Source organism: Marinobacter sp., from assembly GCF_040904845.1.
In the GTDB taxonomy this organism is placed as follows: domain Bacteria; phylum Pseudomonadota; class Gammaproteobacteria; order Pseudomonadales; family Oleiphilaceae; genus Marinobacter.
In genome coordinates, this window is sequence record NZ_JBBDSR010000003.1 from 26,432 (window position 1) to 41,859 (window position 15,428).

Consider the following 15,428-nt stretch of genomic DNA (forward strand, 5'->3'; position numbering starts at 1 on the left):
TGCGTCAGTACGGTGATTGGATTTTCCGGTGTTTGCGGTACTGTAAACCCATTCTTCGACTACCGTTCATGAGGACGCCAGATGACCCAGACTGCCACCACCCCGGTCACGCCGGATACCGCAACGTCAGGCTCAAGCCCTGTTAACAGCCGTTTTGTTGACGCGAACGGCCTGTCGTTCTGTGTGGAAACCCGGGGCGATCCGCAGGGCGAGCCAGTCCTGTTTATCATGGGTCTGGGTGCGCAGATGACGTTGTGGCCAGAAGCCTTGCTGGACCGTTATGCCGACGAGGGGTACCACGTTATTCGCTTCGACAACCGCGATATTGGCCTGTCCTCGCGCCTGAAAGACCGGCTTGAGGGCCACCCGGTGGCCATGATGGCCCGGTCCCGGGTCGGGCTGCCGATCCCGGCTCCCTATACCCTGCGTGACATGGCAGCGGACGCGGTGGGGGTGATGGACGCGTTGGAGCTATCGAGTGCTCATCTGGTGGGTGTGTCCATGGGTGGCATGATCAGTCAGGTGGTGGCTTCGTTGTGGCCCGAACGGGTGCGCAGCGCCACCCTGATCATGACCTCCACCAACAGTCCGCGGCTGCCGATGCCAAAAACCAAACTGATCTGGCGGTTGGCGGGCATTGGTGCCAAAGGGCATGACGAAGCGGCGGTGGTTGCCCGCTCGCTGGATTTCTGGAAACTGATTCAGAGCCCGGCGTTCCCGCCCCGGGAAAATGACGTGCGAGACCGGCTGGTCCGGGATTATCGGCGCGGTTATCACCCTGCGGGTATTTTGCGCCAGACCCGTGCGATTCTGGCAACCGGCAGCCTGTCAGCCCTGAGCCGACGGATCCGGGTGCCGACGGCGATCATTCATGGCAAAGCCGATCCCCTGGTACGACCGGTGGCGGCGGAGCAACTGAAACACCTGATTCCCCATGCCCGCCTTGAATTGATTGACGGCATGGGTCATGACCTGCCGGAGCCGCTGCTGGAACGCTTTGCGGAAACCAGCCTGTCTGTGATGCAGCCTTCGTCGTCAGGCAATTAACCACAGCTGTTGTTTTCATTTCCGCCGCCATTGCCTATGTTAATAGAAAGGCGTGGCGATTGTGTCACGCTGCGTTGGATGACCATCGGCAGGGAGAACTGGCCATGCGTTCTTTGAAAGCGTCTGATGTTATGTGGAATCACATTGATCCCATCCGCTGCGGTACGCAGCTGACCCGTGTGGTGAAAGTGCTTTTGCAGAATCACGTGAGTGGCCTGCCGGTGGTGGATGATCACCGGCGGGTGATCGGGTTCATTTCGGAGCAGGATTGCATACACGCCCTGCTGGTCAGCAATTATCATTGTGAAGGCGATCCCATCGTTGACGACGTCATGTTCCGTGATCCGGTGACCATCTCGCCGGAAATGGCCATGGTGGATCTCGCGCAGAACCTCGGGGCCGGCAAGCCCAAGGTCTACCCGGTGGTGGATCATGGCCGCCTGGTTGGTATAGTGACCCGCACAGCCATCCTGGCGGAACTGGCCAGATCAGGTTGTGGCATTGAACTGCCCAAGTTCGCTGGAGCGGAAGACTGATCCGCGTTACGAACCAACCCGAGGACACCATGGAACTGCTATCCACCAACGTCTGCTTTGAGGGCGAACACCGCCGTTATCGCCATACCTCGGCAACCCTGACCTGTGACATGGAGTTTGCCGTATTCCTGCCGCCCGCTGCGGTGGGAAACAACCCGCAGCCAGTGCCTGTGCTGTACTGGTTGTCAGGGCTGACCTGCACGGACCAGAACTTCATGCAAAAAGCAGGTGCCCTGAAGCACGCGGCCGAGCTCGGCATGGCCATTGTCTGCCCGGATACCAGCCCGCGCGGCCTTGGTTTGCCCGGAGAAGATGAAAGCTATGATTTCGGCACCGGTGCCGGCTTCTACATCAACGCCACCGAACAGCCTTGGGCACCTCATTACCAGATGCACGATTATGTGGTGAAGGAATTGCCACAGTTGGTTGAGGCGGAACTGCCAGTGACGGACCAACGGTCGGTCAGTGGTCACTCCATGGGGGGGCACGGTGCTCTGATCTGTGCGCTGAAAAACCCGGGGCGTTACGCCTCCGTGTCCGCGTTTGCGCCGATTGCCAATCCCACGGCATGCCCCTGGGGGCAGAAGGCGTTCACTGGTTATCTGGGCGATGACCGAAGCCAGTGGGAAGCGTGGGATGCGGCACTGCTGATCCCGACAGCGCGGGAGCGACTTCCGCTACTGATCGATCAGGGTACTGGTGATGAATTCCTCGAGACTCAGCTGAACCCGGAAGCCCTGGCGGATGCCTGTGAAAAGGCGCACCACTCCATCAACCTGAGAATGCATCGGGGCTACGACCACAGCTACTTCTTTATTGCCTCATTTATTGACGACCATCTGGATCACCACGCGGCGGCGCTGGGCCTCAGATAAGGATTGAGACGCTAGCGAAACCCCCAAAGCAGGCTGAAGTCCATGGAAGGCATGATTTCAGGTTGCTCGAGTGCCAGTATGCCAAACTCCGGTTCACTGCAATCCCGCTCGAATGTCCCGCTGTAACGGTTACCCCTGGGCCCGATGATCGCTTTCACAAAAGGGCCGCGGTGGCGAACCGGTCTGCCGGCAATCACTCCCACTTCATTGTTGACCAGGCGCACCAGTATGCCCGGTGGGTAGTCCGTGAGAATGCCGAGCAGGGCCCGGGGAATGGCCGGGCGGAACTTGCCATCCGCCAGGTTGGCAATCAGCTTGCGGGCCTCCGTAATGTTCATCCGGTTGCGGTAGGCGCGTTTGGTGATCATCGCCACATACCGTTCCGCCATGGCCAGAATTTCTGCCTCTGCCCGAATGCCATGACCGCTAAGCCCCTTCGGGTAACCTGATCCGTCCGCCTGCTCGTGGTGCTGGGCGATGATTTCAAACATCGTTTTGTGACGGATGCCAGCGTCGTGAAGGGCCTGCACGCTACGCTGAGGATGTTTACGGATCACCGCCCGTTGCTCGTCGCTTAAAATTTTTCGGGAGGCGTTAAGCTGGTTGGCCACCGGTACCAGTGCGAGGTTGGCGACCAGCGCAGCGCTGGTTAGCACACTGGTGCGGGCCCGGTCCAGACCAAAGGCCTGCCCGATGGTGTGGCACAGTATGCCGTAGAACAGAATCTGCTCATGGATGGTGGGCTCAATGGCATACAGGTGTACCAGGGCAAGGCTGGCCTCTGGCGCTTCTTCACAGGTGCGTTCGATCATCCGGGTCAGACCGAGCAGGCGTTTTAACGAACTTTCGTCACTGGCCGTAATGGCTTTCAGTGTGGATTCCAGCGTCTGAAGAAGGGTGGGGTATTCCGCGAATGGGTTTAACTGGCGGGTGTCGTCCGGCACATCCTCGTGGGCGCGTTCAATGGTGCGAGGGTGAAACAGTCCACGATCGAAAAGCTGTTCAAGTTGCATGTTGCTATGAATCACATAGCCCTGGCGCAACAGCACTGTGCCGTCAGCATCAAAGACGGTCCAGGGCAGCGGTCGCCCTATAACGAGTGCCCCGGGTGCGATACGAACAAGATTCGACACGGATGGTTTCCTGTTTGTTGTTTTTGCAACGCACGAGTCTAACTCTGAACTGAGGTTCAACTCCATAAGCTGCGATGGCGGACGTCATATGATACTGAATGTCCGTTAATGACGTCACAAAAATGGATCTGCGACCTGTATTTTGTAAAATTTCGTTGCTGCATAGCGAACGCTCAAGTGTCTTGGGCTATCCTAGGTTGCTATTAATACCATCGTCTAATGAAACATTGACGAGGCAAGATTTTGGCCAGAAAAGACAATCACCAAACGGACGCCACATGCTCTATCGCCTGAAAACCGATTTCCGGCTGTCCATCATGACGTTGCTGGGTGCCAGTGCAATTCTGGGGATCACTCCGTTCGCGGTTATGCGATTTTTGCAGGGTAATGTGGTGGCGGGCATTGTGGATACCTCTATCCTGCTGGCAATAATCAGTGGCCTGGCATACGCCTGGATAACCGGTGATACCCGGCGCAGTGGGTTGTTGCTGGCGATTGTGGCCTGTGGCGGTGCGGTTGCAGTGGGTGCGGTTGTCGGCGAGCCGGGTTTGTTCTGGCTTTATCCCTGCCTGGTGACCTCCTTCTTTCTGACCAACCCGAAAATTGCAACGCTCATCAATGTTGCAGCGGTGGTCACGTTGATGATTCACGGTGTGGCGTTCAGCTCGGATCTGCAGATGTGGTCATTCGCCGCGACCGCCCTTGTGGTCAGCGCCTGCGCCTGCGTGTTCGCCTACCGAAACGCGGATCAGCGCCGTCGCCTCGAGCACCTGGCGACCATTGACCCACTGACGGGCGTGAAAAACCGGCGCTCCATGGACGAGGAGCTGCAGTTGGCCATCTATAGCGCGGACCGGAATCGCGCACCCTATGGCCTGGCGTTGCTGGATATCGATCATTTCAAGGCGGTCAACGACACCTATGGGCACGTTGTGGGTGACCAGGTGTTGTCCGAACTGGTGGCGATGATCGAGCAGAACACCCGCAAGACGGATCAGCTGTTCCGCTACGGCGGCGAGGAGTTTGTTCTGCTTTTGCCGGGGGTGGATGAAACGAGTCTGCGGGCGGTGATTCACAACCTGCAGCAGGTTTTGCGTAAGTACATGCACGCGCCGGGCGGCCCCATCACGGTGTCTTTTGGCATTGCCATACTGCAGCCCGGTGAAGCCGTGGATGCCTGGCTGGGCCGGGCGGATGCAGCGCTCTATCAGGCCAAGGAAACCGGCCGTGACAAGGTGGTTTTCTCCGAGCCTGCCGCAAAAAAAGTGCCCGCTGAGGGGGTGGTCTGACGACGGTCAGCGGTGGCGGGCAGGCTCCGGTGCATAGAGAAACAGCCTGATGCCCAGTAAAACGCTGGCCGAGGCCAGCCCGCCGGTCAGCCCCACCCAGAATCCCGCCGCGCCCATCGCCGGCAGAATCCAGTCCGTAAACGTCAGCACGTAGCCCAACGGCAAGCCCACACCCCAGAACGAAAACAGCATGATCAGCATGGGAATGCCGGTGTCTTTGTAACCCCGCAGCGCGCTGATGCAAGTGACCTGGATGACATCCGCTATCTGGAAAAACGCCGCAAACACCAGCAGGCTGACGGTTACCTCACGGACCGCGGCATCGCTGGAATAGAGCGCGGCGATGCCACCCGCGAACACGAACAGCAGAATGGCAAAGACCAGCGCCACGGCCGAGGCCAGAATCAGCGAGCTGCGGGAGATCAGCCGGGCGGTATCCGGGGTGCCCGCGCCAATCAGAAAGCTCACCCGCAGGGTCAGCGCCATGCCGATGCTCAGCGGAAGCATGAACAGTAGGGAAACCACATTAAGGGCTATCTGGTGACCAGCCACCACCACCGGCCCCAACGGTGCAAGGAACAGGGCGATCACCGAAAACATACTGGCCTCCACGAAAATGGTGAAACCAATAGGAATACCAATTTTCAGCACGTAGCGAATCCCGGCCAGGTCGGGTTTTGCCCAGTCCGCTAACAGATGAAAGCGCCGGTAGACCGCGCTGCGGTTGAGGTACACCAGCAGGGCAATCGCCGCCGTACCGTTGGACAACGAGGTGGCCCAGCCGCAACCCACGCCCCCCATGGCGGGCAGCCCGAGCTTGCCGTAAATGAAGATGTAGTTCAGCGGCAAGTTGATAAGCGTGCTCAGTACTGAGAACGCCATGATCACACGGGTGTGGCCCAGGCCATCGGTCAGCCCCCGCAACGCGGTCATCAGCAGCAGCGCGGGCACACCCCAGGCAAACGCGTCCAGGTAGCCCTGGGTAATGCCGGCGGTACGGGGCTCCAGGTTAAATACGGCCAACACAGGGTGCACGTGGGTCAATAACAGGATCATGACTACCGAGCCAATCGCGGCGATGTACAGCCCCTGCCAGGTTGCGGGCATGATCTTGTCCGTGGTGCGGGCCCCGTTGTAGCCGGAGATGATGGGTTGTAACGCTCCCAGCAGGCCCATGAAAAACAGGAACAGGGGCATCCACAGGCTGCTGCCGATGCCCACGGCGGCCAGATCTTCGGCGCTGGCGTGGCCGGCCATCACGGTATCAATAACCCCATTGGACATCTGTGCCACCTGGGCAACCAGAATCGGGCCACCGAGCAGGGCCAGTGTTTTCCACTCGGTCAACGTGCGCTGGATCAGCGGTTGTCGGGTCGCCGGGAGCGGCTGATGAATGTCGTCCATGGGCGGGCGCTTGCCTTGGTCAGAAAGAGCGGTCTGGATAACCGATGAAAGGGCGCATGGTACCTGATCGCGGCCGGTGCTGGCATCGTGCTTTTCCAGTATGGTCAATAGCCTGGCTGTACAGCCTGTGGACGGAAGCGGTAAAGTGCCGGCTTTATCTGCAACCGGTGTGCATGTTATGGGTTTTCTGGCTTTTGTGACCGTTCTCTGGGCATTTTCCTTCAGCCTGATTGGCGAGTTTCTGGCCGGTCAGGTAGACAGCGATTTTGCAGTGCTGACCCGGGTGCTGCTGGCGGCCCTGGTGTTTTTACCGTTTACCCGCTGGCGCGGGGTGGCTTCGGGCCAGAAGCTGGGGATACTGGTAACCGGCATGCTGCAGTTCGGTATCACCTATTTGTGCCTGTATCGCTCGTTCAGCTACCTGTCCGTGCCCGAGGTGCTGTTGTTCACCATCTTCACACCACTGTACGTCACCCTGATCGACGATGCGCTTTACCGCCGGTTCTCGCCGGTCGCCCTGGTGGCGGCCGCCGTGGCGACTCTCGGTGCAGGCATTATCCGCTACGATGGACTGAGCCAGGATTTCATCACCGGGTTCCTGTTGCTGCAGGTCGCCAATTTCACCTTCGCCGCCGGCCAGGTGGGCTACAAGCATGTGATGAAACATTACCCGTCTGATGTACCCGCGTTCCGGACCTTTGGCTACTTCTTCTTTGGTGCCCTGATTATTGCGCTGCCCTCCTTCCTGATTTTCGGCGACAGCAGCCGGTTGCCCGAGACGGGGTTGCAGTGGGGCGTTCTGGCCTGGCTTGGGCTGGCCGCGTCCGGTGCCGGATTGTTCCTGTGGAACCGCGGAGCCTGCAATGTGGACGCCGGTACCCTGGCGATCATGAACAACGCGTTGGTGCCTGCGGGCCTGCTGGTCAACCTGCTGATCTGGAACCGCGATGCGGACCTGCTGAGGCTGGCGGTCGGTGGCGCGGTTATCGGCGTGTCACTGTGGCTGAACGCCCGCTTCCACCCTCGTGCGCATCTTGCGGCCGGGTGAGCGACCTGTCCAGCCTCCCTTCGTTCTCAGTTCTCAGTTCTCAGTTCTCAGTTCTCAGTCGGATCGTCGATGGTTTCGTCGTCCTCGGCCAGCGCTTCGATGCCCGGGGCCGTGGCACTGAGCCAGTTGTTCAGGTCGATCAGATCCTGCGGGCTGAGGGTGCCGGCGGACTGTTTCAGGTTGAGGGTGTTGAGCACGTAATCGTAGCGGGCGTTGGCGTAGTTCCTCAGGGCTTCGTAGTAGTCCCGCTCGGCATCCAGCACCTCGACGATGTTGCGGGTGCCGACGTCGTAGCCGGCGCGGGTGGCATCCAGAGCGCTGCGCCGGGAAATAATGGTCTGTTCCAGCGCTGAGGCGGATTCGATGTTGGTGTTGACCTGACGGAACAGGCTGCGGGTGTTGACCCGTACATCCCGGCGCACGGTGTTCAGGGCTTCATCCGCCACGGTGACCAGCGAGCGCTGCTGGCGCACGCCGGCCTGGGTGCCGCCACCGAGGTAGAGTGGCAGGTTCAGAGTCACGCCGATCACGCCTTCGGTGGTGGTGCCATTGCCGGTTCGACTGGCACCGCCGCTGCCAGCTGTTGAACCGGTGGCACCCGGACCGAGGCCTTCGATGTCGGTCTCGCCGTAGGAAGCGTTCAGGTCCAGGGTCGGGTAATGTCGGGCTTTGCGGCTTTCCAGGGTGGACTTGCTGGCGTCTAGCTCGAACAGCGCGGTCTGAATTTCCCAGTTCTGACCCAGCGCGATGTTTTCCCACTCGGTGGGGTCCATAGGCTCGGGCCGGGCCAGGGGGAATGGCTGACGCAGGTTGTCCAGTTGCTCGGTGTATTCACCGGTCAGCCGGGCAAGTTCTTCCCGGGCGATGTCCAGGTCACTTTCAGCGGCAATGCGCCGGCTTTTGGAGTCGTCGAAACTGGCGCGGGCCTCGTACACCTCGGTAATGGCAATCAACCCCACATCAAAACGTTCCTGAGCCTGGTCATATTGCCGGCCGATCGCCGTTTCGGTGGCGCGGGCGGTGGTCAGGGCATCGGCGGCGCGCAGCACGCTGAAATAGCCTTCGGCGACGTTAAGGATCAGCTGCTGCTGGGCGAGGTTGTACTGGGCCCGCGCCGCCTTACTGCGGATCTCGCTGGTCTCGAAGTCAAGCCAGGCGTCAGCCCGGAATAGCGGTTGAGTCAGTTCAACGCCGTAGCTGAAGGTCTTGTAGGAGTCACCGGTGGTGTTATCCGGTTCGGAGTCGGTGTGCTGGGCGTTACCGAACGCATTGATCTGAGGCAGCAGATTGGCGCGACTGACGTCGATGTTGGCCTGCTCGGCCCGGAGGGTGGCGCGGGCCTCGGCGATGCCGGAATCGTAGGATAAGGCTTTCTCGTAGGTTTCGACCAGGTTCATGGCGAGTACGGGTTGAGCCGTAAAGGCCGCTATCAGGCCCGGCAACAGGCGCTTGTTCATGATGTTTCCTTTGCAGTCAGTAATGAGTCATTGTCAGGGCAGATGCCCCGGAACAGGGTGTCGACCAGGCTCGTCGCCTCTGCCGCCAGGTCATAGGCGTCGGGATTTCTCAGCCAGTCGTAATAGATGCCCAGCATCTGAGTGTGCAAGGAGCGTGCGGCCTGGGCGGCCGTCAGCGAGGGATGGGGCGGGTGGTTGTTGAAGAACCGGGTTATTTTTTCAATGGATTCCTGCGCCATCTCATTTTGCATTCTCAGGCCGTGTTCCGACTCGGTGTGGTGAAACAGAATCTTGTAGACGCGGAAATGGCGTTGGTCTTCCACCAGGGTCTGAAGTGCGTATATGCATAGATTTCTGAGGGCCAGCAGATCGCCGGTTTGCTCGGCGGCGACGTTTTCGGTCATCTCCGCCATGGGCAGGCGAACGCGCTCCAGCATAGCGTTGAACACGTCTGACTTGTTCTGGAAGTGCCAGTAGACCGCGCCACGGGTGACCTGGGCGGTGCGGGCAATTTCCTCCAGCGAGGCACAGGCAACGCCTTTGCAAAGGAAGACCTGTTCCGCTGCATCCAATATCGCCTGGCGCGTGGTTTCGGCTTCTGCCTTGGTTCTTCTGACCATGGTGAATATCCATCGTTCGTTACGGGTATGGACGCCGCCATCTGGCAAGCGCCGCCCTGTTTGATGCGATATCATGCCAAATTTTTTTGCATACATCCATGAATGAATGTATTGTTTCGAAAATTCCAGCCCGTATTGCCCGAGGCTTATCGCCCGAGACGTATTATCCAAGGAGACTTCCGCCATGCCTTCGCATGCTGCCCTGCTGTATTCCCTGAAGCTGCTGTGCAAAACCTTACTCTGTTCTTTAATAGTGGTCAGTCTGGCCGCTTGCAGCAGTGACGATAACGAAGCGGCTGGTGGTGGCAGTGGAGGGAGCACTGGCGGCCAGTCTGCGCCTGGGGTCACGGTAGAGACGGTCAAAACCCAGGATGTGGAGGTGCGTCAGGACTACGCCGGGCGTGCCCAGGGTGCCCGGGAGGTTGAAGTTCGCGCCCGGGTTCAGGGCATTCTCGAAGAGCGTTTGTATAATGAAGGTCAGATTGTCGAGGAAGGCGACTCCCTGTTCCGGATTGACCAGAAACCGTCGGAGGCCATGGTGGAAAGTGCCCGCGCACAACAGCGGGTGGCCGAGGCGGAACTGCGTCAGGCGGAGCGGGAATGGAACCGGATTTCGTCACTGTACGAGCGCAATGCCGTCAGCGAACGGGATCGTGATACGGCGCAGTCGGATCGGGAACTGGCCGAGGCCAACCTCTCGGTTACACAGGCAGCGGTTGCCCAGGCGGAGCTGGATCTGGGCTATACCGATGTGAAAGCGCCGGTTTCCGGTGTCACCAGCCTTGAAGATCTGCCGGAGGGCAGCCTGGTGGAAGTGGGCACGCTGCTGACCACCATTGTTCAGCAGGACCCGATCCACGTCCGCTTTGCGCTGCCTGAAGACGATGCCAGCATCCAGCGCACCGCTCGTCGCGCGATGACTGGCGATGAAGAAAGTCAGTCCATCAGCGCCATTCTGATTCGTGCTGATGGCCGCACCTACGATCACGAAGGTGAGGTCGATTTTACCGCCAGTATTCTGGATTCACGTACGGGAAGCGTATCGGCCCGGGCGGTGTTTCCGAACACAGAAAGTGAAATCATCCCCGGTCAGTTTGTTCGGGTACGGGTAACTCTGCAGGATCTGGAAGACGTCGTTACCGTGCCGGAAGATGTGGTCAGTGAGGGTGCCGAGGGCGCTCAAGTCTTTGTTGTCGAGGATGACAAAGCGGTTGTACGCCCGGTGGAACTGGGTCCTGTGGTGGATGGCCTCCAGGTGATACTGGACGGCCTGAGTGAGGGTGACAAACTGGTGGTGAACGGCCATGTTTCGCTTCAGCACGGTGTCGAGGTTGACGTCAGTGAAGACGAAGAGGCATCGGGTCCCGGTGAAGAGGGGGCCAACTGATGCTGCGTTTTTTCATAGACAGGCCGATCTTTGCGTCGGTGATTTCCGTCATCATCACGTTGGCCGGTGGTATCGCCATTTTTGGTTTGCCGGTGGAGCAGTATCCGGATGTGGTGCCGCCGCAGGTTCAGATACAGGGAGTGTATCCCGGTGCCAGCGCGGAGGTGCTAGCCGATTCGGTACTGGCTCCGCTGGAACAGGAAATCAACGGGGTCGACGACATGATCTACATGGAGTCGAACAGTACCGACTCCGGCACCTTCCGCGTCACTGTCTCGTTTGATATCGGCACCGATGCCGATCAGGCTACCATCAACGTTAATAACCGGGTCCAGCAGGCCCAGGCGCAACTTCCGCAACAGGTCCGCAATCAGGGCCTGACGGTGGAGGCGCGGTCTACCTCTATATTGCAGGTGGTGACGCTGTCTTCTTCCGACGGCTCCATGAACGAAGTGGAAATCAGCAACTACGCCCTGCTGAACGTACTGGACGAGCTGGTGCGGTTGCCGGGTATTGGCGATGCCTCGTTGTTTGGTGCCCAGGATTACTCCATGCGGGTGTGGCTGCGCCCGGACAAAATGGCCCAGTATGAACTCACGCCCTCGGACGTGCAGGCCGCTCTGGAAGGGCAGAACGCCCAGTTCGCGGCAGGCCGTATTGGTGCCCAGCCGGCTCCGAAAGGCCAGGCCTTCACCTACACTGTCTCCACGCCGGGCCGCCTGACGACACCGGAAGAATTTGAAAACGTCATCCTGCGCAGCGACGAGCAGGGCGCGAGCCTGCGTCTGGGGGACGTGGCCCGGGTGGAGCTGGGTTCGCAAAGCTACGATTTCAGTGCCAACTACAATGGCCAGACCGCCGTGCCCATGGGGGTCTATTTGCAGCCCGGTGCAAACGCCCTGGAAGCGGCGGAGCAAGTTGAAAACGCGATGGAAAACATCAGCGCGCGTTTTCCAGACGGCCTGGAATACAAGATTCCCTACGACACCAGCCGTTTTATCGATATCTCCATTCAGGAGGTGATATCCACCTTTATGATCGCCGTGGTGCTGGTGGTGCTGATCACCTTCCTGTTCCTGCAGCACTTGCGGGCCACCCTGATCCCCCTTGTGGCCATTCCGGTGTCGCTGGTGGGTACCTTCGCGGGTATGTTGGCGTTCGGGTTTTCCATCAACCTGCTGACACTGTTCGGGTTGATTCTGGCGATCGGCGTGGTGGTGGACAACGCCATCATCATCATGGAAAACGCTGAACGGTTGATGAAAGAAGAAGGCTTGTCAGCCTACAACGCAGCCGTTTCCACGGTACAACAGGTGTCCGGCGCGGTGATTTCCTCCACCCTGGTGCTGGTGGCCGTGTTCGCCCCGGTGGCGTTCCTCGGTGGCCTGACAGGGGAGCTGTACCGCCAGTTTGCGGTGACCATCGCCGTCTCGGTTGTTATCTCCGGGATTGTAGCGCTGACGCTGACCCCCACTATGTGCGCCTTGTTGCTCAGTGGTCAGTATGAAAAACAGCCGGCGGTCTTCCGCTGGTTTGACGCCGGTTTCGACAAGCTCACCAACGGTTTCGTGCGTATTGTGGATTGGCTGCTGCATCACGCGATTATTGGCGTGCTGCTGTTCGCCGCGATGATCGGCGGCACGCTCTTGATGCTGAACACCATGGCGTCGGGGCTGGTGCCTCAAGAAGATCAGGGGTTTGCGCTGGTTGCAACCTCCCTGCCTCCGGTGTCGTCGCTGGACCGCACGGAAACCGTGCGCGACAAGCTGACCGAGGATCTGCTGGACATGGAAGAGGTCAGCGACGTGGTGTCGTTTGCCGGTTTCGATATTCTCTCCAGCGCGTTGCGCTCCAACAGCGGGGTGAGCTTTGTCACGCTGGAAGACTGGTCTGAACGTACCGGGCCGGGGCAGGATGCCGCCAGTGTTGCAGGCAAAATCATCGCGCTGGGTGCCGGCGTTAAAGAAGCCAATGTTGTCGCCTTCACGCCGCCGCCGATTCAGGGGCTTTCGACCACCGGTGGCGTCGAGGGGTATATCCAGGCCCGGGGTGGCATGACACCGGCTGATATCAAAGCGATGGCGGATAAACTGACCGCCAAGGCCAACGAACGGCCCGAGCTGAAAAATGTGCGCGTTACCCTGAACACCGGTGTGCCACGCTACGATGCGGAGGTGGATCGGCAGAAGGCCGAAGCCGCAGGTGTGCCGATTGACCAGATTTTCTCGACCATGCAGAGCACCTTTGGTGCCCTGTATGTGAATGATTTCACCCTGGGGGGGCGGAACTGGCAGGTCAATCTTCAGTCGGAGGGGGAGTTCCGCAGTCATCCGGATGATTTGCGCAAGGTCTTTGTGCGTTCCGAGTATAACGAGATGATTCCGTTGTCGTCGCTGGTCAAACTCGAGCGCAGCAGCGGCCCGGATATTCTCAATCGCTTCAATGTCTATCCGGCGGCGAAGCTGCTGGCCGATCCGGGCCCGGGCTACACCACCGGCGATGCGCTGCGGGCCCTTGAAGAAGTCGGTGCGGAAACTCTGGATCGTGACAGCCTGCTGGGGTGGATTGGCGAGGCCTACCAGCTGAACAGCGCAGGGGGTGCCGCGGGTATTGCCTTTGGTCTGGGCCTGCTGCTGGTGCTGTTGATTCTGGCGGCTCAGTACGAGCGGCTGGGCCTGCCCATTGCCGTCGCCACCGCCGTGCCGTTCGGGGTGTTCGGGGCCGCCGGTGCTGCGCTGCTGCGGGGCTTCCCCAACGATATTTACTTCCAGGTGGGGCTGTTGGTGCTGATTGGCCTGGCGGCGAAGAACGCCATACTGATTGTGGAATTTGCCGCCCAGAACCGCCGTACCGGCATGTCCGCCACGGAGGCAGCCAGTGCCGCAGCCCGTCAGCGGTTCCGCGCCATCATGATGACCGCACTGACGTTTATTGTCGGCTCCCTGCCGCTGGCCTTCAGTTCCGGTGCCGGTGCGGCCAGCCGTCAGGAGATTGGTACCGTGGTTGTCGGTGGTATGGTGGCGGCCAGCACGCTGGCGCTGTTCTTCGTGCCGTTATTCTACCGCCTGATAGAAGATCTGGGAGATTGGACTAAATCCCGCCGTGGGGCGGGTTAACTGGCATCCATGTGCAACTACTGGCAGAATCCGGCCCAAATGCTGGCGCAGACGCGCTGGCAAGGCTATTTTCAAAAGATTCATCGCCAATAAGCACAGGATGAAAACATGACTGACAACAACCAGGCCGTGCCCCAGCGCGGCATGTGGTCCTCACGGATGGCCTTTATTCTGGCGGCGACTGGCTCCGCCGTTGGCCTGGGGAATATCTGGAAATTTCCCTACGTGACCGGTGAGAACGGCGGCGGTGCCTTCGTGCTGGTTTATCTGCTGTGTATCGCCATCATTGGTATTCCCATCATGATGGCCGAAGTATTCATTGGCCGTAACGGCCGCCAGAATCCCATCGCCAGCCTGCGCCTGGTGGCAGAGCGCAATCTTGCGTCGCCCCTGTGGCGTGTGTCTGCACTCATCGGGGTGCTGGCGGCCTTTATCATTCTGTCGTTCTATTCCGTGATCGGCGGCTGGGCAGCCTCCTACATCGGCCACGCTGCCAGTGGTGACTTTACCGGGCAGGATGCCGACACCATCGGTGCCATTTTCGGAGACCTGCTGGCCAGCCCCGGCGTATTGCTGGCCTGGCACACTCTGTTCATGGCGTTGATTATTGTGGTGGTGGCTCGCGGTCTTAAATCCGGCCTTGAGCGGGCGGTGAACATCCTGATGCCGGCGCTGTTTGTGCTGTTGCTGGTCACGGTGGGCTACGCTGCCACCACAGACGGGTTTGGTCAGGCAGTGAGTTTCCTGTTTACCCCGGATTTCAGCGCACTCACGGTGAATGGTGTGTTGATTGCCCTGGGTCATGCCTTCTTTACCCTCAGCCTGGGTATGGCGATCATGATGGCCTACGGCTCTTACCTCAGCGGTGATGTGTCCATTGGCCGCACGGCGGTCACTGTATCGATTATGGACACCGTGGTCGCGCTGCTGGCCGGGTTGGCCATTTTCCCGGTGGTGTTTGCCAACGGCCTGGAAGCCGGTGCCGGCCCCGGGCTGATTTTCCAGACCTTGCCACTGGCGTTCGGTCAGATGCCGATGGGTAGCCTGTTCGGTTCGCTGTTCTTCATCCTGCTGCTGTTTGCTGCTTGGACGTCCGGTATTTCGTTGCTGGAGCCGGTAGTGGAGTGGGTTGAAGAGAAGCTGTCTATTGGTCGCGTTGGTAGCGCGGTGCTGGTGGGCGCGGCCTGCTGGCTGTTGGGCATTGCCTCGATCCTGTCGCTGAATGAGTGGTCCGGCTTTGCGCCGTTGGGCATGTTCGAGCGTTTCGAGGGCAAAACCATTTTTGACTTGCTGGACTTCTTTACCGCGAACGTCATGCTGCCGTTGTCCGGTCTGCTAACGGCGATCTTCGTGGGCTGGTTCGTGGCCAGGGAATCCCTGAAACTGGATCTGGCATTGGGGAGCGGCAGTTTTGCTCTCTGGTATAACCTGATTCGCTTCGTCACGCCCATTGCCGTTGCCATCGTGTTTATCTATAACCTGATGGCCTGAACAAAAAAGGGGCAGACCTTGCGGC

The 15,428-nt window shown here is 59.5% G+C and carries 12 protein-coding genes; 8 read left to right on the plus strand and 4 right to left on the minus strand.

Annotated elements, in window-relative coordinates; translation table 11 throughout:
* The first annotated feature begins 81 nt into the window (after nucleotides 1-81).
* The 3 genes from WD429_RS00530 (at nucleotide 82) to fghA (ending at nucleotide 2,458) form a co-directional block, all read left to right on the plus strand.
* Nucleotides 82-1,047, plus strand: a complete 966-nt coding sequence (locus WD429_RS00530) for an alpha/beta fold hydrolase (RefSeq protein ID WP_368420210.1) — start codon at nucleotides 82-84, stop codon at nucleotides 1,045-1,047.
* Nucleotides 1,048-1,151: 104 nt separating this feature from the next.
* Complete coding sequence (locus tag WD429_RS00535) at nucleotides 1,152-1,583, plus strand: CBS domain-containing protein (RefSeq protein WP_368420211.1); 432 nt, start codon at nucleotides 1,152-1,154, stop codon at nucleotides 1,581-1,583.
* A gap of 29 nt (nucleotides 1,584-1,612) precedes the next feature.
* Nucleotides 1,613-2,458 (plus strand): S-formylglutathione hydrolase, encoded by an 846-nt coding sequence (fghA, locus tag WD429_RS00540; RefSeq protein WP_368420212.1) that lies wholly within the window; start codon nucleotides 1,613-1,615, stop codon nucleotides 2,456-2,458.
* 11 nt (nucleotides 2,459-2,469) lie between these two features.
* Here fghA and WD429_RS00545 read toward each other — a convergent pair whose 3' ends face one another.
* Entirely contained in the window at nucleotides 2,470-3,591 is a 1,122-nt protein-coding gene (locus WD429_RS00545; RefSeq protein ID WP_368420213.1) for an HD-GYP domain-containing protein, read from the minus strand.
* A gap of 278 nt (nucleotides 3,592-3,869) precedes the next feature.
* Here WD429_RS00545 and WD429_RS00550 point away from each other — a divergent pair, with 278 nt between their 5' ends.
* Nucleotides 3,870-4,880 (plus strand): GGDEF domain-containing protein, encoded by a 1,011-nt coding sequence (locus WD429_RS00550; RefSeq protein ID WP_368420214.1) that lies wholly within the window; start codon nucleotides 3,870-3,872, stop codon nucleotides 4,878-4,880.
* Between the two features lie 6 nt (nucleotides 4,881-4,886).
* Here WD429_RS00550 and WD429_RS00555 read toward each other — a convergent pair whose 3' ends face one another.
* Complete coding sequence (locus WD429_RS00555; protein ID WP_368420215.1) at nucleotides 4,887-6,284, minus strand: MATE family efflux transporter; 1,398 nt, start codon at nucleotides 6,282-6,284, stop codon at nucleotides 4,887-4,889.
* A 178-nt stretch (nucleotides 6,285-6,462) separates the two neighbouring features.
* Here WD429_RS00555 and WD429_RS00560 point away from each other — a divergent pair, with 178 nt between their 5' ends.
* Nucleotides 6,463-7,332: a carboxylate/amino acid/amine transporter gene (locus WD429_RS00560; RefSeq protein ID WP_368420216.1), complete on the plus strand. Its 870-nt coding sequence runs from the start codon at nucleotides 6,463-6,465 to the stop codon at nucleotides 7,330-7,332.
* 47 nt (nucleotides 7,333-7,379) lie between these two features.
* On the opposite strand, the gene WD429_RS00565 is transcribed toward WD429_RS00560, so the two are convergent.
* Both WD429_RS00565 and WD429_RS00570 read right to left on the minus strand, forming a co-directional pair.
* Complete coding sequence (locus WD429_RS00565; protein ID WP_368420217.1) at nucleotides 7,380-8,789, minus strand: TolC family outer membrane protein; 1,410 nt, start codon at nucleotides 8,787-8,789, stop codon at nucleotides 7,380-7,382.
* A complete protein-coding gene (locus tag WD429_RS00570; RefSeq protein ID WP_368420218.1) occupies nucleotides 8,786-9,409 on the minus strand; it encodes a TetR family transcriptional regulator in 624 nt (207 codons plus the stop codon). Before WD429_RS00570 ends, WD429_RS00565 begins: the two co-directional genes overlap by 4 nt.
* 184 nt (nucleotides 9,410-9,593) lie before the next feature.
* On the opposite strand from WD429_RS00570, the gene WD429_RS00575 reads away from it, so the two are divergent.
* The 3 genes from WD429_RS00575 (at nucleotide 9,594) to WD429_RS00585 (ending at nucleotide 15,403) form a co-directional block, all read left to right on the plus strand.
* Nucleotides 9,594-10,796 (plus strand): efflux RND transporter periplasmic adaptor subunit, encoded by a 1,203-nt coding sequence (locus tag WD429_RS00575; protein WP_368420219.1) that lies wholly within the window; start codon nucleotides 9,594-9,596, stop codon nucleotides 10,794-10,796.
* Nucleotides 10,796-13,912 carry an efflux RND transporter permease subunit gene (locus WD429_RS00580; RefSeq protein WP_368420220.1) on the plus strand — a complete coding sequence of 1,039 codons (3,117 nt, stop codon included), beginning with the start codon at nucleotides 10,796-10,798 and terminating at the stop codon, nucleotides 13,910-13,912. Before WD429_RS00575 ends, WD429_RS00580 begins: the two co-directional genes overlap by 1 nt.
* A 108-nt stretch (nucleotides 13,913-14,020) precedes the next feature.
* Nucleotides 14,021-15,403: a sodium-dependent transporter gene (locus WD429_RS00585; RefSeq protein WP_368420221.1), complete on the plus strand. Its 1,383-nt coding sequence runs from the start codon at nucleotides 14,021-14,023 to the stop codon at nucleotides 15,401-15,403.
* Nucleotides 15,404-15,428 lie beyond the last annotated feature (25 nt).